We start from the raw sequence: 21,133 nt of genomic DNA on the forward strand, positions 1-21,133 counted from the left end.
CAGGCGAGTACTTCGACGTCCCCAATGGGAACTCCTGTTCTTCGGATCCTCACGATCCAATGATCAGGGTGTCCACGATCAAGGGGTAACGCCCGTACGACTACGATCACCTGCGCCGGTGGCTGCCCTCACGGAACATCACCCCGCGCATCGCGCGCAAGGGCATCGAGTCCTCCCAGCGCCTGGGCCGTCATCGCTGGACTGTGGAGCGGACGGTCGCCTGGCTTGCCGGGTGCCGCCGTCTGCACCGTCGCTACGAACGCAAGGCAGGACACTTCCTCGCCTTCGCCGGCATCGCTGCCGCTCTGATCTGCTACCGCAGACTTGCGAAGGTCATCACCTCGACGTGATCCGTAGAGTACGGGTCTAGAGGGTGCGGCCCAACGCGGTGGGCCGCACTGCGGACACACCGTCGAGGAACTCACGACTGACTACCTGGCTGCCGTGTTGGAGATGCTCGGCCCGGCCCAGAACCGCTACGCGGACCCAGTTGCGTGGGAGCGTCTGCACGCAGAGCTCGGCATAGAACTTCCGCCCGACTACAGGGCCCTCGTGGACGCGTTCGCCCCCATCCAGATCAACGGGCACCTGTACCTCTCCCACCCGGCGACCGAACGGTGGAACCTGGGCCAAAACATCCGCAGCACCATCAAAGCGTGGTCCGATGTGCCGTGGGACGACCTCCACCTCGACCCGGACGAGGACCCTCGCCAGCTCTTCGGACTCGGCGAGCTGAGCTTTGGCACCCGCAATGGGCTGTGGCCGATCGCGAGCACCGACCGAGGCGAGACCATCTTCCTTCTCGCTGCCCCTGAGGCCCCGAGGCTCCTGGTGAGCTATGACGAAACCTGGGCAGAGCACCGCATGAGCTTCGCGGAATGGCTCTACCGCTATCTCATCGGCGAGGACATGAGCGGGCCCAACAGTGCAGCCTTTTACCCCGGCCCCGTGAAGTTGGAGCGCCTTCCGATGTCCGCTGGCGAACGCACCGAACCTTGGTACGGCCCAGACCGCGACATGTGAGCGACCACCGCTCCAGTCTCAGCAGCCACCTAATGAGATCACTTCTTAGGCCGATTAGCCGCTCGTGGCATCTCCGGGGGCTTCCATCAGCACGATCACGCGAATCCGGTCACTGCGCATGGGCCGCAAGGCGATGATGCGGACAGGAACTTCCTGGCCTCGGTGGTACGGCAATCTGAGCTTGCGCAGGTCACCATCAGGGTGTTCGTAGACCTCGCGGCGACCCCACATTTCCTGCGCGTCCGGCGATCCCGCGAGGATGTCGCGCTCCAGACGCAGCAGGGCTGCACTTTCCGGATAATGGGCTCTCGCGTAGCGAATCTGCCCCAAGTAGGGCCGGGCCCAGTCTTCCCGCCAGTTGACAAGCTGCTCGCGGGCTTCCTGGTTGAGAAATGCCCATCGTACGAGGTTGGCCTGATGGGCAGCCCAGGGGAACCATTCCCGCAGGGGCTCGTTGTGTCCGATCACATTCCACGCCAGGTCCGATACGTAGGCCGGATTAGGCGACTGGTTATCGAGGAATTGCTGGAGCACCTCGTCCATTTCGGCGACAGAACCCGCCTCCGGTACGGCCGCAAGGGCCGGCGGTCGCCCGATGGCCCTCAAGTACAGGGCGCGACGTTCAGCGCGGCTCAGTTGCAGGACGGATGACAAGCGGTCGAGGAAGTCTGCCGAGTAGTTGGCTTCGTTGCCCCGCTCCAAGGAGCTGTACCAGCGCTCACTCACACCCGTCAGGCGAGCCACCTCACGCTGCGACAGGCCGACACTCCGCCGGCCTGGCACTGCCAGGCCCGGGAACGCACGAGGATCCGACCGGCCGCGCCACGAACGCAGCAGCTCAGACAAGGATTCGCCTTCGGGCTCGCCACTGTCGCCCTGCCCACCCCGGGATTCCATGACGTGAGATTAGATCACTGGGTCACGTGACATGGCCCACAACCCGCCCTAATCGACTATCAAAGGATCATGAAATCGTCATTCAGCGTAGTCGGACGTAACAGATAGTCGCCTATTCAAGCAAATTTGGCGACACCTGCAACGTCTTGAGATCACCGGGAAGTAGCGAGCGCGGGCCCAGGATCGAGAAGGTACGCGAGCCGGGCCCTCCGACCCCACACCCTGAGAACGTCACCATCCGTAATCGGAACTGCCACTTCCACGAAGCGTGACTTCCCCCCTGCTCTTGGCATCCTCCTGACATCGCTCACGAGCAAGTTGTTGCTCAGCCCAGGCTGAGGGGAGATTGCCATGCCCTGGCCAGAAATCGACGAGAGTCGACTGCGTGAATCGTGTGAAGAGAAGGTCGACCGGTTGCGCCTGCCGCATCGCTTCAGCACACGCGAATTGCGCGAAGCGGTAGCCGCGCTTCGCGGGAAGCCAATAGTCCTGAAACCTCTGAGCACGCTCGGCTCGATCGACGCACCGTGCGGTATACGTCTAGAGCTGCCGGAGGCCGATCTTCTCTATTACGAGGAGGGGACTTCCGTGCATCACCAGCGGCACATTCTCACGCATGAGCTGTGCCACGTGTACTGCGACCATCCAGGGAGCCTAGAGGTCGACGCCGAAACGGCACATTCCCTCGGAGTGAATCCCACGCTGGTGATGCGCATGTCGGGGCGCACAAGCTACTCGACGGCCGACGAACGCGAAGCGGAGTTGATGGCGACCATCATTCGCCAGCGCATCTACCGCGAACGCGAATCCCCTTCCCGTCAACCCGAAAAAGGATCGGATAGCTGGGATGCACTCTTCGCCCAGCCCATCAAGAAAGGTCGATTCCTCTCACGATGAATGCCCTCTTTCTCGGCATGGTCTGCCTGCTCACAGCAACTGCCGGCTACTGGGTCCTCGGTCGGGGCGCACCTCGCCCCGCCGGAACGTGGGCCATGGGTGCTCTCCTCGCCTCGTTCGCCCTGGCCTTCGCCTCCTACGCGCCGCTGTTCGAGAACGCGGTTGAGGCAGTCGTGCCGCACGTGGCTCGGCTCCTGAGCAACTCTGCCTCTCTGTCGGCTGCCACCTCGGTTCTCGCTGTCTCTTTCCAGGTCAATCTGCAACCTGCGGAGGCGCGGCGCCGCATCCGCCTGCGCCTCGTCCTCCTCGCCGCCTCGGTCTTCGGCATGACGGTGTTGTTCGTGTACGAGCAGATGACGCACCGTTCCCCGCAGGTGTACGCGCTCTACCTGCTCCTCTTCATCTCCTACCTGGGCTTCGCCATCGTCGACTTTCTGCGGCAGGCCGTGCGGCAGTCGAAGTCAACCCGCAGAAGCAGCGTTCGGATCGGTCTCCGGATGGCAGCGGCGGGCTGCGCGTTCGCCTTGGTCTACGCCACGTACAAGCTCACGGTCCTCTTCTCTCTGAGCTTGGGCCTTCACCTCATACCCGACCACGCGCAGTGCTCCTCGCTGGTCACCTCGCCCTGCTTCTTCAGCGTGACCTCTCCCGCGCTCGCCGTGCTGCTGATCTGCCTCGGCCTCACACTGCCCGCCGTGGTCTATCCGATCAGTCAGACCCGCCTCCACCGCTGGGAGGTGCGCTCCTTCAACGCGCTCGGCCCTCTCTGGCAGGACCTCTCGGCCGCGATGCCAGAAATCGTTCTGCCATCAGGGGGCCTCGACGAGGAGGCGGCGAACGACTCCGACTTTCGCCTTCAACGGCGTGTCATCGAGATCAGCGACGGCATCCTTGCCCTTCGGACCTACCGCTCCCAGCTCGTCCAGGAGGCCGCCCAGCGAACTGTCGACGCCGGAACAGATAAGGGTGCCGCGATCATCGAGGCCGCTGTCGTCAAGGCAGCACTGGCCGCGCTGCAGGGCGGCCGCCTCGTCGACGAGGTCGCTGCGCCGTCGACAGTGGACGCCGCTTCGCGGAAGGACCTCCGCGCGGACACGCAATGGCTTCTACAGGTCACCGATGCCTACGTGCACCGTGTCCCAGCGCGTGTCGCCAACGACGGCCACCCGGAACCAGTTGGAGCCTGACAGCATGGACAACCCGACCCAAGACCCTCGCTTCGTGCGCGACCCTTATCCCACCTACGCGGCCATGCGCTCTGCGTGCCCCGTGCAGGCCGTTCCCACCGGCTCAAGCGGGCACAGCAGCTACCTGGTCACCGGATACGCGGAGGCCCGACAAGCCCTCAGCGACCCGCGGCTCTCGAAGAACACGGCCGCCTTCTTCGCCGACAAGGGGTCGCGGCGCCGTCTGCACCCTGCGGTCGCACACAACATGCTGGCCAGCGATCCACCCCAGCACACCCGCCTGCGCAAGCTGGTGACCAATGCCTTCACGACGGGCGCTGTCGCCGAGCTGCGGCCGTTCATCGCCCAGGTGACCGACGCGCTGCTGGACCAGTGGCCCGTCGGCGAGCAGGTCGACCTCCTCGCCGGTCTGGCGGTGCCCCTACCGGTCATCGTGATCTGCGAACTGCTGGGGGTCCCAGAGGTCGACCGGCCCGAGGTCCAGCGCTGGTCCGCCGAGTTGTTCGCCGCCGGGAAGCCCGACCTCATCGACGCGGCCTCGCACGCCGTGGCCGACTACATGACCGGCCTCATCGCCACCAAGCGCCTGCAGCCCGGTGATTCACTCCTCGACCGCCTCATCTCAGCGCGCGATGGCAACGACCACCTCAGCGAAGAGGAGTTGGTCTCCCTGGCCGTGCTGCTGCTCGTCGCCGGACATGAGACCACAACCAACTTCCTCGGCAACGCCGCCCTGGCGCTCCTCCAGCACCCAGCCGAGCTGGAGCGCCTACGCATCAACCCGGAGGACATCCCTGCCTCGCTGGACGAGTTGCTTCGCTTCGACTCGCCCGTCAGCACGGCCACTTTCCGATTCACCACGGAAGCCGTCACGCTCGGCGGCACCGAGATCCCCGCCGGTGTCCCGGTAATGGTCGCTCTTGGAGCCGCCAACCGAGACCCGGAGCGATTCCCCTTGCCGGACCAGCTCAATCTGGACCGGGAAGCCGCCGGCCACCTCAGCTTCGGCCACGGCATCCATCGCTGCGTCGGCGCTCCCCTCGCCAGAGCCGAAGCCGACATCGCCCTGCGCGCGATCCTGTCCCGCTTCCCTGGGATCCGGCTTGCCGTATCGCCTGATCAACTGGACTGGCGGCGCACCCGCCTTGTGCGCGGACTGGCCTCATTGCCCGTCCTGACCTCGTCATGAGGTCGGCGGGGAATTCCGGGATGGGATGTGCTCGACCTGAGGCCCACTCCGTACGAAGCAGGTGGAGGTGAACGGCAGGGGCGTCAGGGGTACGACATCTGCCGTCGCTTCACGCAGCCAGTGCCGTACAAGCTGCTCGTCGACCGCGGCACCGAAAAGTGCCGCGGAGCCGTGGGTGTTGACGCCGTTCCGTGTAGAGGCGCAGGCCCCGCGCGTGGCTGGCCTCCAAGATTCCTCGGCGACGCCCGCAGCGCCGTCGCCAGCTTCACGAAGGCCCGGAAGGCACTCAACCCGGCGGACAACCGCACCAGGGGTCTGTTCCTCTCCCGAGCCGCAACCGCCCACATCGAGCAGGGCGACCTCGAAGCCGGCTGCACCACGGCACACGAGGTCCTCGACCTCGCCGAGAATCTTCAGTCGGCACGGTTCGACAGTCACGTCACGAGCATGATCCAACAACTCCGCCCCGTCGCCCACAGCCCGTACGCTCAAGACGTACTGGAGCGACGCGCCGCCATGGCAGCAGCAGGGAGCCGAACTTGACCGACGCCAGGCAGATTCTCGTGCTGTGGGACATCGACCGCACCCTGCTGTACGTCGGTGGCATCGACCGGCAGGTGTACCGGGAGACCTTCACGGAGATCGTCGGACGTCCCGTGGAACACCTTCCAGCCCGCGGCACCGGCGTCACCATGCCCCTCGCGATTCGGTCCCTGCTCCTGGACAACGGCGTCCCCGAGGCAGACGTCCCCGGCCTGGTGCCGCGCATGGTGGAACTCCTACCGCGGCGTCTCGCCGCGCACGTCGACGACCTTCGTGAGCGAGGCGTGCTCCTGCCTGGCGCCGTGGACGCGCTCAAGGCCGTACACGCACAACCAGGCTGCGTTCCTACCGTCGTCACGGGAAACCTCAAGCCCAACGCACTGCTGAAGCTCGGAGCATTCCACCTCGACGGGTTCCTTGACACGGAGATCGGCGGATACTCCTCGGACGACGAACACCGCCCAGCTCTCGTCGCCGTCGCACAGGAGCGAGCTCAGGCCAAGTACGGAACCACCGCCTTCAGCCGCTCCAACACGGTCATCATCGGAGATTCCCTCGAAGACGTCCGTACCGGGCTTGAAGGCGGTGCTCCTGTGATTGGCGTCGCATCCGGCAAGACCACCGCCGCCGAACTCTCCACGGCCGGAGCCGACGTGGTCCTCGACAGTCTCGAAGACGTCCCACGGCTCCTGGACGCGATCGTCAAAACGACCCACGGCCGCAACTGATGGCAGCTGCCCGTCAGGATGCCTCAACTGCCCGTATTACATGAGTGATACCGGCACTCGCGTCTCCGCTCTCGACTCAATAAATCATCCAGTATGCCTGACTCGATCTACTTTGACAGAGAGGGAGATGCCGAGCTCCTCCTCAATCGCCATGGCCACGGCTGGCCATGGGACATTCGGCTCACCGAACAGTCGCCAATAGCGATACGAGGCGCGAACCAGGGAGCTGACACCCAACCTCGCCGAATCAGGGTCGATCGTTCCGATCACCCGGCGTGTGATTCCGCCAGCCCCTCGCGCGGCGGGACGGATGCCGTGCGCAAGGAGGAGAGTGGCGGTGCGGACGGCGTCCAGAGTCGGTGGGGGCGCCAAGGGCGCGAACCTGCCGAAGACGAGGTCCATCCACCCCAGCCGCGTACGTGCCCAGGCCAACCGCTCCAATCCGGTGCCGAGGTCTACCGCCATTCGCGCTGGGTTGTCGGCGTTCCATAGAAGGACGATGTCGCCGAGAGACAGGTCGAGGTGGTTGAAGCGAAGGGTGACGCCTTCGACTTGGCGACGTCGCCATGCTGCCAGCTTTCCTTGGACGCTGATGTGGCGCGCGTGGAAACCCAATCGCGACAGCACGCTGAGCCAGCCATCCAGGATCACACCGTATTCGTCCATGCGCTGAATTGGCTGGACACGGGAAACGTTGACGAACGAGGTCAGAAATCCATCCCGGAGGTCGCCCGATGCGTCGCGTTGCCCGGTGAAACGGACAACAGGCTGAGGCAGGAAGCCGCTGCGGTAGGTCAGGGGACGCCCATCTTTGAGGAGGGGGTCGAGGGCTTGGACGGCCGAGATCGTCAGCTCGGTCTCGCGGCCCCACCGAAGTGGCAGGCAGGCGTCCTGCGGGACGCCCTGGGCGGCGAAACTTGCCTTCAGTTCCGCCAGCAGTCCCTCCCACGACGGGGCTTGGCGGGGCGGACGGTACGGCGAGCCTCTGTGGGCGTGCTCGATTGCAATCCGCCCGTCGGCGATGGTGAACTCCCAGTGGGGTCCCAGAGCTTGGCGCAGGACCGCAGGTAAGCGGCCCTCTGTATCGGTCGGCGGACCGGGCGCAAGCTCTCTGAGGCCGCCCTTCAGCACGGCCGAGTTGACATCGCCGAAAAGTGGCGGGCCGGATCGAAGCGATGCATTCCGATCTCTTGGACCTCCGTGTGGTTGAGGTCTTCGGCCTGCTCAATCGCGAGGGCGAGAAGCTCCGCAGCGGTTTCGTCGTCCTCGTCGGGATCGGCCACCGTAATCACGCCTGTCCGTTCGCACAGGGCCGCCTCGGCGCAGGTCCCCTCGCGCCATGTGAGCGCAGCCATAGGGGTGCCGGTGCGGAGGGACTCGCCGAAAACGGCAGCGCCGGCCTCCACGTACGTACGGGCGTAGGTGTAGACGAAGACGGAGGCGTCACGGATGGCGGCGGTCTTGGCGGGACCGCCGAGTTCACCGGCCCACTTCACGTGGTCCGCGCTGAAGAGGCGTCCGTGGCGTTGTACATACGCTTGGTCGAAGACGGGGCCGACGATTTGTATCCGGCCGCCGAGGATCTGGGCGGCTCGGACAGCGATGTGGGGCGCCTTTTCCTCGTCTATGCGGCCAAGCCACACGAGGTCGTCACCGGCGACGGCCGACGGCTCTTCCTCGTCCAAGCCGAGGTGTACAGCGAGTTCAGGGATCGGCTGGTGGTCTGCGTACCGCTCGACCATCTCAGGCGAGTAGCAGTAGAGCCGTGACCGTTTGCCGTCGAAGGCCGCATCGGCGTGCTCGAAGACGGGCGAGTGCTGGAACGTGGCAACGTCGCAGTCCAGGTCGTTCCAGGTACGCGTCCAGGCCGGCAGCGACGGGTATTCGTGCCCCACGACCAGGAGGTCGTATCCGGTGCTGCGGAGATCGCGCGAGGCGAGCGACCCGGTGGTGGTGTCCTCCAGGCGGACCGGCCGACGAACCCAGTCGTTCTCCAGGTTCGTGAGCCAGCCCGGCCCGAGGAGGTGTACGTCGGCGCCTGCGGCTCGGGCGCCTACGGCGACCGCCCACAGCCATCGTTCGATCCCGCCGTAACCGGCGGGTGGAAAAGCGTAGCTACTGGGGAAGTCGCAGACGCCGACGAGCACGTTATGCCTCCGGTGTTCCGTCCGCCAAGATACGGCGGAAGCCGAGGTACGGGACGAGAGATTCGGGCAGGACGGCGGAGCCGTCCTGTTGCTGGCACTGCTCAAGGAGAGCGGCCAGGGTGCGGCCGACGGGGAGGCCGGAGCCGTTGAGGGTGGCGACGAGCTTGGGCTTGCCGTCGTCGCCACGGGTCCGGATGTTGGCCCGGCGGGCCTGGAAGGTGCCGAAGTTGGAGATCGAGGAGATCTCGCGGTACGTGTTCTGGCTCGGGATCCAGACCTCGATGTCGTACGTGAGCTGGGCTGAGAAGCCCGTGTCACCGGCGGCCAGCTTGACGACGCGGTAGACGAGGCCGAGTTCCTTCAGGCACGCCTCGGCGTGGCCGACCATCGTCTCCAGCGTTGCGTCCGCGTCAACCGGGTCGACCATCTGGACGATCTCGACCTTGGCGAACTGGTGCTGGCGGATCAGGCCCCGGGTGTCACGACCGTACGAGCCTGCTTCGGACCGGAAGCACGGCGTGTGCGCGGTGAGCGCCAGCGGCAGCTCGGCCGGAGGGATGATCTCGTCGGCGTAGAGGTTGGTCAGCGGCACCTCGGCGGTCGGGATCAGGAACAGCTCACGGTCGGCGACGCCGGTCTTGAACAGGTCCTCCTCGAACTTCGGCAGCTGCCCAGTGCCGGTCATCGTCTTGCGGGTGACCAGGTACGGGACGGCGTGCTCGATGTACCCGTGCCGACGAGTGTGCAGATCGAGGAAGAGCGTGGCTAGGGCACGCTCCAGGGCTGCCCCGACGCCTCGCGAGACCGCGAAGCGGGGGCCGGACAGCTTCGTAGCCCGCGCGAAGTCGAGGATCCCCATGCCCTCGCCGAGGTCAACGTGGTCCTTCGGCTCGAACGGGAAGGCCGGCGGAGTACCGACCCGTCGGACCTCGACCGCGAAGTCCTCGGAATCGCCGTCTGGGGCCGCTTCGTCCGGCAGGTTCGGGATGCTGAGGAGGAGGTCGCGAAGCTGCTCCTCGATCTGGCTCTGACCGGTCTCGATGTCCCGGATCTGCTCCTTCAGCTCGCGAGCCCGATCCTTCAGCTTGGAGATGTCACCACCTTGCTTGGCCGTCTGCTGGACCTCGCTCGCCACCCGCTTGGACTCAGCCCGCAGCTCGTCAGCCGAACGGATGTTCTGGTTGCGACGAGACTGGAGGGACTCCAGCTCGGACAGGTCCAGAGAGTAGCCGCGGCGAGCGAGCCGACGAACCGCTTCGGCACCCATTTCGATTAGGGCGCGGGCATCATGCATGAGGAAGATCCTTTTGATCCGGCGGGTGGGATACGGAATCGACGGTAGCAAGCGCCGAGCCCTCGTCGATCCGGAATATGTCCACGCCACGGCGGTCGACGCGACCTCCGGGAACATCTCTGTCAAGATCGCTCAGCAGCGCCGTGCACCAGTCAGGCAGTTCGTCGTCGGGTATAGCGATCGGCTCGACGTACGGCGCCTCCGGGAAAAAGAGCGGCATGGTCTCCTTCGACGATCGGCACTGGTGCCAGAGGAGTACGGAGACCAGAAGGCCGTGGCCTACGAGGACACGGGGACCTGGGTGCTCCAGGGCCGCCAGGACTCCCGTGAGCATCCTCCGAATGCCGTCGCGCTGTGATTCAGTGCCACCCGCCGGCCGCTCTCCCGGACCCTGGCCGTCAAGCCAGACCGCGTACTCCAGGAACGGGCGGCCCTCGAACTCTCCATAGTCGAGTTCGTTCAACCGAGGATCGATGACCAGGTCCGCCGCCGACACATCTATCAGTAGAGAAGCTGTCTGCTGGGCACGCGGGAATTCGCTGGTCAGCCACGTCCGTACGGTGTGGAGGGGGAGAGTGGAGCGGCTCAAGCTCAGCGATTGCCGCCCCTCCTCGGTCAGGCGGATGGGTTGGGATGGGTCGCCGTTGACGAGGTGCCGCCTGCTGTAGTCCGTTTGGCCATGGCGGAGGATGTACGTCGTCACGATCCGCTCCAAGAGTCTGATGCCAAGAGGTGGGTGAGCACTTCCGCCATAAGGGCCGCTCGTGGGTCGCGAGACTCCACGTAGAAAAGGAGGCCGTCGACGCCCAGGAGACGGCACCAGGGTGCGAGCACCGGGACGGGAATCCGGGAGACGCGTGAGGCGGTGGCCAGTCGCCTGTCGGTACCGCGCCCCAGGTCGTAGTAGACGGTCCAGAACGCCCAGTCGAACGCCGGGTCACCCACCATGGGAAGCGGATCGATCAGCCGGGGGTGACCCGGCCGGTCGAACAGCACGTTCTCCCGATACAGGTCCGCGTGCAGCACCGTCACCCGGCGGGGGCCCTTCTCCAGGTCGGCAGCAGGGCGCCCGGCTTCGACCAGGGAGCGCCAGCCGCCGAGATCGAGTTTCTGTAGCCGCCATTCGATCCGGGGCCGGATTTCCTGCGCGAGGTAGTCAGCGAGGCGCGGCAGACTCTCCGGCCGGCGCCTGCGCTGCCCAAAGACATGCAGCCCCTGGAGGGCCGCAGCCACCATCTGAATCTCCCGCCTCGGCCACTCCGCGCCACCGGGTTGTCCTCCGACGAGTTCGAGTGCGGCGACAGCCAGGTCGTCCGCGGCTTCCACGACGCCGACTGTCGGTCCGCCGGACCAGAGTCGTAGCGCGTCCACCTCACGGCGGTAGCGGGTGGGATCGAACCACGCCTTGAGGAGCAGCGGACACCCGTCAAGGCAGGTCGCCGTCGCGATCACCGAGGCGTGTCCGGCGTCGTGATAGGACACAAGCGACAGCTTCCAGCGTTCCGCCGCACGTGCCAGCCGCCCCGGGGCGGCATCGAGCCACCGCTGGGCAGCAGGCCCGTAGTGCGCAAGTAATCGCCGTCGGCACCCTGCGGGGATCTCTCCGAGCGTCCGCTTCGTCATCAGCTCAGCACGATCCCGTCGGAGACCAACTCGTCGGTCAGCGCCGGGAACTCTCCCAGTGTCTCCGCTACGAGGGCCTGCACCTTGTCGGTCTCGGCGTAGGGAGCCGAGAGGCGGACCAGGATGCGCCACGGCTGATCGAGGCGCTGCCCGGTGGTGCTGACCAGGTGCACTTCCGCGTGCCCGTTCGTGCTCTCGTGCAGGCGCTCGGCCAGGCGCTGGGCGGCGATGTTGTAGAGCTTGCCGACGTGGTACACGGGGTTCTTGCCGTTGGCTCCCTCAAGGTTCATCGGACGCAGTGGCGTGATCAGGCCGTTGACTCGGTTGCCGCGCCCGACGACACCCTCGTCCCCCGACTCGATCGAGCTTCCGGTGTAGGTCAGGTACAACTCGTCCTTCTCCGGCACGTCGCGGGCGTTGAGCCGGAAGCGTGCCTGAGCACCAGGCAGGCGAAGGCCCGCCAGCCGGTGGCACTCGGCCAGGACGCTCTCCGCGTTGCGGACATATTCGACCCGGCTGGCGACGTGGCGCGATTTCTGCGGAACACACAGCACGACGTCTGCCTGATCGCCGTCCCAGTAGCCCATGAGCTTGACATCGGACCCGCACCAGGCATGGGCGCGAGTGAAAACGCCCTCGCCGGAGAAGTGGTTCACCAGTTCACGGACGAACGACTCGAAAGCGTTCTCCGGAGCCCAGCCGGTCCCCAGTGAGGTGTCGTTCGACAGCCGCACCCGCCGCTCCCGCAGGTCATCGACGGAGCGCGGATTGAACCAGCGTGTACGGTCCGGGACCCCGTCGCCGGTGAGGACCGCGCCCGGGCTGGAGTTGCTGGTGATGTTGAAGACGATGTCGAGGTGGTCCGACACCTCGGGGAGCCGTTCGGCGAAGAACGCCCTGACCTCAGTCTCGATGATCTCCTCGACCGGGATCTTCTCGCCTCCGCACATGGGTGCTGCGCGCCCATTGACCAGGACACGCACCGGAGCTGTCATCCTGCCGGCGCCGTATCGGACCTCGCTGCCCCCACCGAGGAGGGCGAGCTTGTCGAAGTTGTGGTGAAGCACGGCGCCAAACCGCGCGACGGTGTGGTGGCTGTAGGCACGGGACAGCCGCTCGGCGAGGTGGTCAGCCAGGGTGTCCGGGTGTCCGAGGCCCTTCCGCTCGACGATGGTCGTCGTATCCGGCTTGGCCATGGCGGTGTCGATGACGAGGTGACTGTTGTTGATGATCGTGCTCGTACGAGGCATCACGAACTCCGTTCAGGGGGACAGAAAGGTGAATGAGCGCAGGCGTCAGCACGCCTGGACGGGCGATGCGCGAAGGAATCAGCGAGGTACGCCGACGGCACGCAGGAGTGAGACGGTCCGAGCCAACGCCGCGTAGGCAGCCGGAGCCTGCTCCTCGGCCGTGAGGCGGCCGACTTCGCAGGCCGTGACGAGGTCGATGTCCTCAGGTCGACGGCGATCGAGCCAGAGCAGCAAGCGCCAGGCCAGCACAGGACCGCTGAACGGTAACCGGGTCATGAGGCCGACTGGGACGTCTTTGGGTGGCACGCCCTCGTACAGCAGGTCACGTACAAGATGGAACACCACGTCGGTGTAGTCGACGACGGCGGGACCTCGGGCGCTGGCTTCCCAGTCCACGACGTGCACTCGGTCGTCGTCGAGCAAGAGGTGCTCGGGCTTGAGGTCGCCATGCAGGTGGACAACGGGATGCGATTCAAGCGGTTGAAGGGCCTCGGTCAACGCCTCCCACCACGGTCGTAGTCGGCAGCGTGGAGAGAACTGGTCGAGCAGGAAGCGGTGTTGGGGCACAAGGCGACCGTGACGGTTCTCCCAGCCGAGGCCGGGTGCAAGACTGGCCGAAGACCGGTGGAGTCGGTGGGTCAGGTTAAGAACGTGACCGAGGTACCCCTCGATTGCCCGGCCGGTACGCACCCCACAGGGCACGCCTGGCAACATACCGAACACCGTCCAAGATCCGTCCTCTCCCGTGCCCGTGGCCAGGACCTCGGGGACCGACAGGCCCAAGTGAGCAGCGCGCTGCACTGACTCCACCTCCCGCTTACGGCGGCCCTCGGGATCAATCCCCATGTAGACCTTGAGCAGAGACCGTTCGTCGACTGCCCGCCGCGTTCTGGCGAACGGTTTCGTGATCGCCTGGCCGAATGGACCGTGCTTGAGCTCGATCTCGTGCATCGTCGTGTCAACGTCGGGCACAAGTCACCTCCTGTAGCCGGGGTCTTGACCTTCGCCCTTTCCAGGCAGGGGTCCGCTACGACCTGAGCGTTGATCAGCGGCCAGGGAATGCGTGCTGGCTGTGGCCATCAACGATGTGGCAGGAACCGGCTGAGCGCACATTCCGGCGGTGATATCACTTGGGTGATCAGACTTTTGAAGGCCCGCAAGAAGCTGGCGATGGAGGGGCGGCGGTAGCGGTGGCAGGCAAACCAAGACGGTGCGAGGGGTGCGGGCTTGTGCTGAGCCGGTACAACCGTGAGCCGCGCTGTGCCCCTTGCAGCCGGTTACTGACAGCCGCCGAGCCGGACCCAGTTCGGGTGCCTAAACACGTGTGGCAGGACGCGCAGGTCGTCATGGCCTTGCGGGACGGCGACTTTGGGACGGCTCTCACCCGCGTGCGCAAGCTGGCCTCTTTACGGCAAGAGGAGATGGCCCGTCTCACGGGCCTGAGTCAGCCGTTCCTCTCCGCTCTCGAGTCCGGTTCGAGGCGGCTGACCAACTTCGACAAGATCGTGACCGTGCTGGAGCGGCTGGCCGTGCCGCCGCACGCGCTGCCGCAGCTATTCGCTCGGAACGCTCCCGAGCCGATCGAGGAAGCTCACCGGCACCCGGAACCTGTCCGCGAGACAGCTGCCCGGGAACCTTGGGAGAGCCCGCTCGACGTGGCGAGGCGCCTGAGCACGACCATCTCGTCCAACACCGACCCCACCACCTTGACCGTGCTGGCCCAACAGGTGGGCGCCATAGTGGACCGCTACGAGGCCGATGGTCCGCACCAACTCGCACCCACGGCTGCCGAGTTGCGTAATTTCATCCAGACACTGTTGGAAGGGCGCCAGCCGCCTGGGCAGCGGGCAGAACTCTTCCGTCTTGCAGCCCAAGCCTCCGGCCTGCTCAGCTACATGGCGGTCAACGCGGGTCACGAGGCCATCGCCGAGGCCTACAGCACCGAAGCCCTCCAGCTCGCCCAGGAGATCGACGACCTGGAACTGATGATGTGGATCTTTGGCACCCGCTCTCTGGGCGCGTACTACGCGGGCCTCTACGACCAGGCGCTCGAATGGGCCGATGCCGGCTTGGCCATCGATCGCGACAACGCGCAGGCGATCCGGCTGCTTGCTAACGGCCGAGCACGTGCTCTCGGCAAGCTCGGCGACGCCGTGGGCGCGCAGAGGGCCATCGCAGAGGCCGAGGACCTCAGCAGTAACCACCGGCTCCCGGGCGGGCTGACACCGTGCATCTCTTTCGCCCCGTACAGCATCGCCCGCACCCTGGCGAACGCCGCTACCGCCCATGTCGCCCTCGGCAACACACGGGACGTCATCGAGTACGCAGAGCAGGTCGACGAACTCATAGAGCAGTCCAACTCCGACTGGAGCCGGGCCTTGGTCCGCCTGGACGTGGCCACTGCTCTGCTCGCAGGGCCTCAGCCGGATGTGGAGCAGGCCATGGTGCTCGGCAGGCAGGTTCTCGAAGCCGGGGGTGGCCCGCCGATCCGATCGGTCATCCAGCGAGCCGGTGAACTCCACACCCGTGCAGCATCGTGGCACCAGCTACCTGTCGTCAGGGATTACGCCGAGGCGCTACGCACTTGGCACACCACCCCGTTAACCCGAGCGGTGACCAACTTTGCCAAGATGGCACGCATGAGCGATAGCCGTACGAGAAGGGCACCGAGTGCTGCTGACTGAGGATCCCAGCGCGTTTCCCACCGCCCCGCCGCCGAGCGTCGATGACCCCGAGGTCATCGCGGCACACGACTGGGCGGCCTTCGACCGGGTGCAGGAGATGAGTAACCACTGGGACCGGGCTGGGTGGACTCCATCGACGCGGGCCTACTACTGGATGCTCAGCTTCCCCGCCGACTCGGCGCTCGCCGAGCACGCTCGACACTGCCAAGACAAGATCCGAAACCTGAACTTCGACTCCATCGACGCGGACGGTCTGCATCTGACACTCGGCCGGATCGGCACCACCGACGACGTCTCGCTGGAGCAGTTGGACACACTGCTCGCCACCACAGCCGCGATACCTACAGGCAGGTTCCGGCTCCAGGCCATACCGATGACCGCATCCCGCGGCGCGGTCCGCTACAGCATCGCCCCGTGGACTCCCGTGCTCGACCTCCACTCCAAGCTGTCCGCCACCACCGCGCAATGCCAGCTGCCTTTGCGGAAGCCGACCGCGGTGCTGCGGCCGCACATCGGCATCGCGTACTGCAACCGCCCCACGGATGCCTGCGTTGTCCGGGAAGCGATCCGCCCGCTCCGCGACATGGACAGCGTCGGCGTCCCGGTCGATCACCTGGATCTGGTCGAACTGCGTCGCGAAGACCGCGCCTATCGCTGGCGCACCATCGATCAAGTGGCTCTGAACTGATCGCATCCCCGGCACCCTTCGCAGACGTACCAGCTCAGAGGCGTCCCCCGCCTCTCCGCTCCTGGGACTTTTCAGGGACTTTCAGCGCTGTCCGAGGGACTTCCGAGGGACTTTTCGCCGCCTAACACGGCAAGCCCCCCGAAAGATCGAAAAGGACCTCCGACACAGGTCAGAGACCCTTCCAAGGCAAAGCCGCAGGTAGCGGCAGACGAGTCGGGCTGTACGCCGGGTTCTGTCGCCCTACCAAGGTCATGGGCACCAGCCACTCTTGGCCGCTCAGGTCGCGCGATTCACCGCTTGAGCTTCCAGCCATGCCTCTACCTCCGGCCAGCGGTAGCGCAGATAGCGGCCGACCTTGTGGGCTCGCGGACCCTGGTGTCGGTGATTCCATATGTAGACCGTATTCAGAGGTACGCCCAGGAAGTCGGCCAGTTCCTCCGCGCTCATCAAGGGGCAACGGCCCCGCGCGCCACTGGCGGCTTCTTCCGCACGGGCAGTGGTCCGACGCATGGGTACTCCAAAACGGTTCGAAACGGGCAGGAAAGAACCACGTGAGCGGTAGTCCGCCGTGGTGGTGCACGGAACGTTTACATGAATTTCCGGCCGGACCAAACAGAAGGACTTTCGACGAAATTCCTACGCCTCTTTCGAACCCTCGAAGGAAGCAGGAGAATCTTCGGCGAGGGTTCGGCGAGCCCTCGCCGAACCCTCAGCGAGAATTCGCCTAGGTGAAATCCTCCCTGCCGCTCTGCACCCTTTGTCGCAAGGATCCCAAGAATGCGTTTGACATTTTTAGCTTGCCTGGATCAACATCCAATTCGCTCAGGGCGTGATGAACGGGCACACGATCTCGCCGTAGATGACGGCCTGATGCGAGAGAACTCACAAAGAAACCTGAAGGCCCACTGAGAACTAGGAGTTGAGTCCATGCCGTACGACCGCTGGCACAAGTCACGCCCAAAAGCCGGGGAGTCGACCTGCAGGGAACACGGGAAGGTTCCGACAAGGGATCACGGGGCCGGGAAGCGGTGGCAGGCTCGCTGGCGTAACCAGGAAGATGTCCAGCAGACGGAGTTGTTCCGCACCGAGGCCGAAGCCCGCAGGCACGAGACCAAAATGCGGTCCGGAGTGGACGACGGGTCATACATCAACCCTCGCGCCGGAGAGGTCAGGGTCTGTGAACTCGCCCTGACATGGCTCAAGGGGCACGAACACAAGAATCCGCGCACATACCGACGCCACAGGGAGCGGGTTCACCTACACATCGTTCCTACCGCAGTTGGGAAGATGCGCGTAAAGGACGTGAACGCGTCGTCTTTGCTGGACTGGCTGCACGATCGTCGTCGGCTGCTCGAAAGTTCCACGCTGCGCCTGGTCTTCGACAATCTTCGGGCTGTCTTTGACCTGGCCGTGGACGACAGCCTGATACCGAAGAATCCGTGCCTCGCCAAATCGGTGCAGGACGCCAAGCCGAAGCGAGGAGATGGCGGCCGGGCAGAGCTGACCCTGACATGGGAGGACACCGACAAGATCCGCGCCGAACTTCCCGACCGCTACAAGGCGCTCGTCGACTGCGGTCGCGGCCTGGGCCTTCGTCAAGGAGAAATATTCGGCCTGTCACCAGACGACATCGACTGGGCACATCCGGACGGCCCGATGGTGCACGTGCAAAGGCAAGTAGTCCACGACGGCTCGTTCCTGGCATACGCCCTCCCCAAGGGCGGGAACGACGAGGACCCGAAGGACCGGTGGGTCGAACTGACCGACGACGTGGCCATCCCCCTGCGTGAGCACATGGAGAAATATCCACCCGCCGAGGTGACCCGACCGTGGGGCAGCAAAGGCGGCGACCCGGCCACGGTGAAGCTGATCTTCTACACCCGAGAGAAGACCGCCATCCAGTCGAACTGGTTCAACTCCTACCGATGGAAGCCTGCTCTGGCGGCAGCCGGCATCATCAAGCCCCTTGACCCCGACGCGCAGGGACGGCGCTGGGAGAAGTCCCGCGACGTGATGATGCACGCCCTCCGACACCTGTACGCGACGATGATGATCAACGGCGGGGTAGACGTGTACACACTCGCGGATCGACTCGGACACGCCGATCCTGCGTTCACTCTGCGTAAGTACGTGCACCGGGTCGTGGGGGCCGGTTCCAAGATCCGTATCGCGGTCCGGAGCGCCTATACGAGGGCCGCATGACTCCTACGCTGGTCGGCTTGTGCAACAACCGTGCAAGATGATCTTCGAAGGATTCGTTTACGCAGGTCAGATGCGTTGTATAGGAGTTCCGGGACATCTGATACGCGAGTGCCGACGCGTCTCTTCCTGACCCGCGACGCAGCGGACCGGGAGGGGGTACGGCGGCACCTCGGTGATTCCCGCCGGGTATGCCGCACGGCACCGGGGCCCGCCGGAGGACGCTCGCGCGTCGGCCGGCGGGCCCCGGTGCGTGGCCTCTCAGCTCTCCATGAACGTGATGTCCTGCTGCCGCACCGCGTGGAACTTCGGCAGCGGCAGGCCGCCCGCGCCGGTGCTCAGCTCCATCAGCGTGGCCTCGACATGGGCGGCTCCCGGCCGGAGGGTGCCGGGTTCGCGCTTCTCGGAGTTGGTCCAGCGGTGCGCCACTCCGTCGCAGACGGCCGAGGTGCCGCCGATGCCGTGACGCACTCCGGAGTCGCCCTGCCACACCGACGAGGACACGAGCACCGGGCCGGCACCCGTCAGACACCGGTAGGTGCCGGAGAGCGTGATGGTGCCGTCCGCCGCGAGGTGACCGGTGCTGTCGACGGTGACCGTCTCGTACGGGTCCGACAGGCCGGCGGCGGACGCGGCGACGGCGGACGGGACGAGCAGCAGGAGCGCGGCGGCGGCGGCCGCGCCGATGACCTGGCGCAAGGACATGGAAGTACCTCCTGGAACGTGGAAGGCTCCACAGGTACCGGCCCGGTGCGCCCGGGGCGGTGATCATCACCCCTTTGGTGGCGAGTCCGCCCCACGCGTCATGGGAACGTCCGAGAGTTGTCCGTGTGTTGTCACGCTTCTCGGTCGGCTGTTCCGATGAGTTCGCCGCGGGAGCATGGTCTAGTACATGCGAGGCGGCGACAGCGCCGCAGGCACTCATCGCATCCGACGTGGAGGTGCGCCATGTGTTCCCACCAGGCTCTGTGCCCGTCCGCGGACTCCAGGCTTCCGCACGTGGTGTCGGCCCACCACGAGCAGGGGTGGAGCCTGCTGTGCAACGGCGCGATCGTCTTCGACGACAGCGGCGAGCTGCTCCCCGACGGCAGCGTGGTCGCTCCGCACCGGATGTTCGCCGAGCGGCTCACCGTCGCCGCCTGATCACCACCCCCACCGCTCCGGCACCGCGCTACGCCAGTACCGCGAAGCCGTCGAGTTCGACCAGGGCGCGCTCGTCCCACAGCCGCGCCGCGCCGACCACGGCCATCGCGGGGTAGTCGCGCCCTGCCAACCGTCGCCAGACACGCCCGAGTTCGGCGGCGTGAGCGCGGTAGTCCGCGACATCGGTGGCGTAGACGGTGACCCGTGCGAGGTCGGCCGGGGTTCCCCCCGCCGCCCGCAGCGCGGTGAGCAGATTCGCCAGCGCCCGCTCGAACTGCTCCGGGAGGGTCTCGCCGGCCACCTTCCCGTCCGTGTCGAGCGCGGTCTGGCCCGCGAGGAAGACGATGCGGGTACCAGTGGCGACGACAGCGTGCGAGAAACCGGTGGGCGGGGAGAGTTCGGGCGGATTGAGACGCTCGGTGCTCACAGTGCCTCCCATGCTGCGTACAACTCCTTGGCGATGACAGCTCGTTGGACCTCGCTCGCGCCCTCGTAGATACGGGGAGCGCGGACCTCCCGGTAGAGGTGCTCGAGGAGATGACCGCGACGCAGGGCGCGGGCGCCGTGCAGTTGGACCGCCGTGTCGACCACGTACTGGGCCGTCTCGGTCGCCAGCAGCTTCGCCATCGCCGCGCGCCGGGGCACGTCCGGGGCCCCTTCGTCGTACGCCGCCGCGGCCGCGTACACCATCAGGCGGGCCGCCTCCGTCCGCAGCGCCATCTCGGCGACCTGGTGGGCCACCGTCTGCAGGTCCTTCAGCTTGCCTCCGAACGCCTCTCGCCGGGAGGTGTGCGCGAGGGTGGCCTCCAGGGCCGCTCCCGCCATGCCGACCGCGAAGGCGCCCACACTCGGGCGGAAGAGATTGAGGGTGCCCATCGCGACCCGGAAGCCGCGGTCGGGTTCGCCGAGCACGTCGTCCGCCGTGACCGGTACGGCGTCGAAGGCGAGGGCGCCGATCGGGTGCGGCGAGAGCATGTCGAGCGGGGTCCCGGTGAGGCCGGGCCGGTCGGCGGGGACGAGGAACGCGGTGACCCCTCGGGCACCGGCCCCCTGGGTGGTCCGCGCGAAGACGGTGTAGAAATCGGCCTCGGGCGCGTTGGAGATCCAGCACTTCTCCCCGGTGAGCCGCCAGCGCCCGGCGCCGTCGGCCTCGGCGACGGTCCCGGTGTCCCCCTCGCCGGCGGACAGGGCCCGCTCCGCGCGCAGGGTCAACGCCGCCGCGTCGGAGCCCGCGGCGGGCTCGCTGAGGGCGAAGGCGGCCACCGCGGTGCCGTCCGAGACGCGCGGGAGCCAGTACGCGCGCTGCGCCCGGGTGCCGTGCGCGTGCACCGGATGCGCGCCGAGCCCTTGCAGGGCGAGCGCGGTCTCGGCCTCCGTACAGACGTGCGCCAGGGACTCCCGCATCAGGCACAGGTCGAGCGCGCCCGAGGTGAACAGCCGGGCGAGCAGCCCGAGTCGGCCCAGCTCGGCGACGAGAGGGCGGTTGACGTGGCCCGGCTCGCCCTTCTCCGCCAGCGGGCTCAGCCGCTCGGCGGCGAGCGTACGCAGCTCGGCGCACCAGGCGCCCTGCTCCGTGTCGAGCGAGAAAACGGTCACGGCCGGTCCCCTCTCCCCTGCGAGCCCCAGGTTATCGCGGGACGT

Annotated in this window: 22 protein-coding genes and 1 pseudogene; 11 read left to right on the forward strand and 12 right to left on the reverse strand. The window is 66.3% G+C overall.

Annotation, left to right across the window (positions count from 1 at the left end; all coding sequences use genetic code 11):
- Window positions 1-128: 128 nt before the first annotated feature.
- Both ABZV34_RS26450 and ABZV34_RS26455 read left to right on the forward strand, forming a co-directional pair.
- Window positions 129-350: pseudogene (locus tag ABZV34_RS26450) on the forward strand (transposase); the annotation flags it as partial.
- A gap of 103 nt (window positions 351-453) precedes the next feature.
- Window positions 454-1,023: an SMI1/KNR4 family protein gene (locus ABZV34_RS26455; RefSeq protein ID WP_356281592.1), complete on the forward strand. Its 570-nt coding sequence runs from the start codon at window positions 454-456 to the stop codon at window positions 1,021-1,023.
- Window positions 1,024-1,077: 54 nt separating this feature from the next.
- On the opposite strand, the gene ABZV34_RS26460 is transcribed toward ABZV34_RS26455, so the two are convergent.
- Window positions 1,078-1,920 carry a helix-turn-helix domain-containing protein gene (locus ABZV34_RS26460; RefSeq protein WP_356281449.1) on the reverse strand — a complete coding sequence of 281 codons (843 nt, stop codon included), beginning with the start codon at window positions 1,918-1,920 and terminating at the stop codon, window positions 1,078-1,080.
- Window positions 1,921-2,271: 351 nt separating this feature from the next.
- Here ABZV34_RS26460 and ABZV34_RS26465 point away from each other — a divergent pair, with 351 nt between their 5' ends.
- The 5 genes from ABZV34_RS26465 to ABZV34_RS26485 all read left to right on the forward strand — a co-directional run bounded on the left by ABZV34_RS26465 (window position 2,272) and on the right by ABZV34_RS26485 (window position 6,464).
- Complete coding sequence (locus ABZV34_RS26465) at window positions 2,272-2,817, forward strand: regulator component (protein WP_356281452.1); 546 nt, start codon at window positions 2,272-2,274, stop codon at window positions 2,815-2,817.
- Between the two features lie 17 nt (window positions 2,818-2,834).
- On the forward strand, window positions 2,835-4,004 hold the full coding sequence (locus tag ABZV34_RS26470) for an MAB_1171c family putative transporter (protein WP_356281595.1): 1,170 nt from the start codon (window positions 2,835-2,837) through the stop codon (window positions 4,002-4,004).
- Window positions 4,005-4,008: 4 nt separating this feature from the next.
- Window positions 4,009-5,193: a cytochrome P450 gene (locus ABZV34_RS26475; protein WP_356281455.1), complete on the forward strand. Its 1,185-nt coding sequence runs from the start codon at window positions 4,009-4,011 to the stop codon at window positions 5,191-5,193.
- 120 nt (window positions 5,194-5,313) lie between these two features.
- Window positions 5,314-5,736, forward strand: a complete 423-nt coding sequence (locus ABZV34_RS26480) for a hypothetical protein (protein ID WP_356281458.1) — start codon at window positions 5,314-5,316, stop codon at window positions 5,734-5,736.
- Window positions 5,733-6,464 carry an HAD hydrolase-like protein gene (locus tag ABZV34_RS26485; RefSeq protein ID WP_356281461.1) on the forward strand — a complete coding sequence of 244 codons (732 nt, stop codon included), beginning with the start codon at window positions 5,733-5,735 and terminating at the stop codon, window positions 6,462-6,464. The genes ABZV34_RS26480 and ABZV34_RS26485 overlap by 4 nt, the downstream gene beginning before the upstream one ends.
- A gap of 84 nt (window positions 6,465-6,548) precedes the next feature.
- Here ABZV34_RS26485 and ABZV34_RS26490 read toward each other — a convergent pair whose 3' ends face one another.
- From ABZV34_RS26490 to ABZV34_RS26520, 7 genes are all read right to left on the reverse strand, one after another.
- Entirely contained in the window at window positions 6,549-7,595 is a 1,047-nt protein-coding gene (locus ABZV34_RS26490; protein WP_356281464.1) for a hypothetical protein, read from the reverse strand.
- Complete coding sequence (locus ABZV34_RS26495; protein ID WP_356281467.1) at window positions 7,589-8,611, reverse strand: glycosyltransferase; 1,023 nt, start codon at window positions 8,609-8,611, stop codon at window positions 7,589-7,591. The genes ABZV34_RS26490 and ABZV34_RS26495 overlap by 7 nt, the downstream gene beginning before the upstream one ends.
- A gap of 1 nt (window position 8,612) precedes the next feature.
- The gene (serS, locus tag ABZV34_RS26500) at window positions 8,613-9,905 is read right to left on the reverse strand and encodes a serine--tRNA ligase (RefSeq protein ID WP_356281470.1); all 1,293 of its coding nucleotides are present in this window, start codon (window positions 9,903-9,905) and stop codon (window positions 8,613-8,615) included.
- Complete coding sequence (locus ABZV34_RS26505; protein WP_356281473.1) at window positions 9,898-10,608, reverse strand: histidine phosphatase family protein; 711 nt, start codon at window positions 10,606-10,608, stop codon at window positions 9,898-9,900. The genes serS and ABZV34_RS26505 overlap by 8 nt, the downstream gene beginning before the upstream one ends.
- Window positions 10,605-11,528 carry an aminoglycoside phosphotransferase family protein gene (locus tag ABZV34_RS26510; RefSeq protein ID WP_356281476.1) on the reverse strand — a complete coding sequence of 308 codons (924 nt, stop codon included), beginning with the start codon at window positions 11,526-11,528 and terminating at the stop codon, window positions 10,605-10,607. The genes ABZV34_RS26505 and ABZV34_RS26510 overlap by 4 nt, the downstream gene beginning before the upstream one ends.
- Window positions 11,528-12,778, reverse strand: coding sequence for a methionine adenosyltransferase (locus tag ABZV34_RS26515; protein ID WP_356281479.1), 1,251 nt, complete (start codon window positions 12,776-12,778; stop codon window positions 11,528-11,530). Before ABZV34_RS26515 ends, ABZV34_RS26510 begins: the two co-directional genes overlap by 1 nt.
- A gap of 78 nt (window positions 12,779-12,856) precedes the next feature.
- The gene (locus tag ABZV34_RS26520) at window positions 12,857-13,750 is read right to left on the reverse strand and encodes an aminoglycoside phosphotransferase family protein (RefSeq protein ID WP_356281482.1); all 894 of its coding nucleotides are present in this window, start codon (window positions 13,748-13,750) and stop codon (window positions 12,857-12,859) included.
- A gap of 350 nt (window positions 13,751-14,100) precedes the next feature.
- On the opposite strand from ABZV34_RS26520, the gene ABZV34_RS26525 reads away from it, so the two are divergent.
- Both ABZV34_RS26525 and ABZV34_RS26530 read left to right on the forward strand, forming a co-directional pair.
- Window positions 14,101-15,462 carry a helix-turn-helix transcriptional regulator gene (locus ABZV34_RS26525; protein WP_356281485.1) on the forward strand — a complete coding sequence of 454 codons (1,362 nt, stop codon included), beginning with the start codon at window positions 14,101-14,103 and terminating at the stop codon, window positions 15,460-15,462.
- On the forward strand, window positions 15,449-16,150 hold the full coding sequence (locus ABZV34_RS26530) for a 2'-5' RNA ligase family protein (RefSeq protein WP_356281488.1): 702 nt from the start codon (window positions 15,449-15,451) through the stop codon (window positions 16,148-16,150). The genes ABZV34_RS26525 and ABZV34_RS26530 overlap by 14 nt, the downstream gene beginning before the upstream one ends.
- 276 nt (window positions 16,151-16,426) lie before the next feature.
- On the opposite strand, the gene ABZV34_RS26535 is transcribed toward ABZV34_RS26530, so the two are convergent.
- Complete coding sequence (locus tag ABZV34_RS26535; RefSeq protein WP_356281490.1) at window positions 16,427-16,660, reverse strand: helix-turn-helix domain-containing protein; 234 nt, start codon at window positions 16,658-16,660, stop codon at window positions 16,427-16,429.
- 777 nt (window positions 16,661-17,437) lie between these two features.
- Here ABZV34_RS26535 and ABZV34_RS26540 point away from each other — a divergent pair.
- Entirely contained in the window at window positions 17,438-18,352 is a 915-nt protein-coding gene (locus tag ABZV34_RS26540; protein ID WP_356281493.1) for a tyrosine-type recombinase/integrase, read from the forward strand.
- Between the two features lie 258 nt (window positions 18,353-18,610).
- On the opposite strand, the gene ABZV34_RS26545 is transcribed toward ABZV34_RS26540, so the two are convergent.
- A complete protein-coding gene (locus tag ABZV34_RS26545; RefSeq protein ID WP_356281496.1) occupies window positions 18,611-19,054 on the reverse strand; it encodes a DUF6299 family protein in 444 nt (147 codons plus the stop codon).
- Between the two features lie 243 nt (window positions 19,055-19,297).
- Here ABZV34_RS26545 and ABZV34_RS26550 point away from each other — a divergent pair, with 243 nt between their 5' ends.
- Window positions 19,298-19,492: a DUF5999 family protein gene (locus tag ABZV34_RS26550; RefSeq protein ID WP_356281498.1), complete on the forward strand. Its 195-nt coding sequence runs from the start codon at window positions 19,298-19,300 to the stop codon at window positions 19,490-19,492.
- Between the two features lie 28 nt (window positions 19,493-19,520).
- On the opposite strand, the gene ABZV34_RS26555 is transcribed toward ABZV34_RS26550, so the two are convergent.
- Together ABZV34_RS26555 and ABZV34_RS26560 are read right to left on the reverse strand one after the other, a co-directional pair.
- Window positions 19,521-19,919 (reverse strand): RidA family protein, encoded by a 399-nt coding sequence (locus tag ABZV34_RS26555; protein WP_356281598.1) that lies wholly within the window; start codon window positions 19,917-19,919, stop codon window positions 19,521-19,523.
- The gene (locus ABZV34_RS26560; protein WP_356281501.1) at window positions 19,916-21,088 is read right to left on the reverse strand and encodes an acyl-CoA dehydrogenase family protein; all 1,173 of its coding nucleotides are present in this window, start codon (window positions 21,086-21,088) and stop codon (window positions 19,916-19,918) included. Before ABZV34_RS26560 ends, ABZV34_RS26555 begins: the two co-directional genes overlap by 4 nt.
- Window positions 21,089-21,133 lie beyond the last annotated feature (45 nt).

The sequence above is a fragment of the Streptomyces sp. NPDC005195 genome (assembly GCF_040608315.1).
GTDB lineage: Bacteria > Actinomycetota > Actinomycetes > Streptomycetales > Streptomycetaceae > Streptomyces > Streptomyces kaempferi.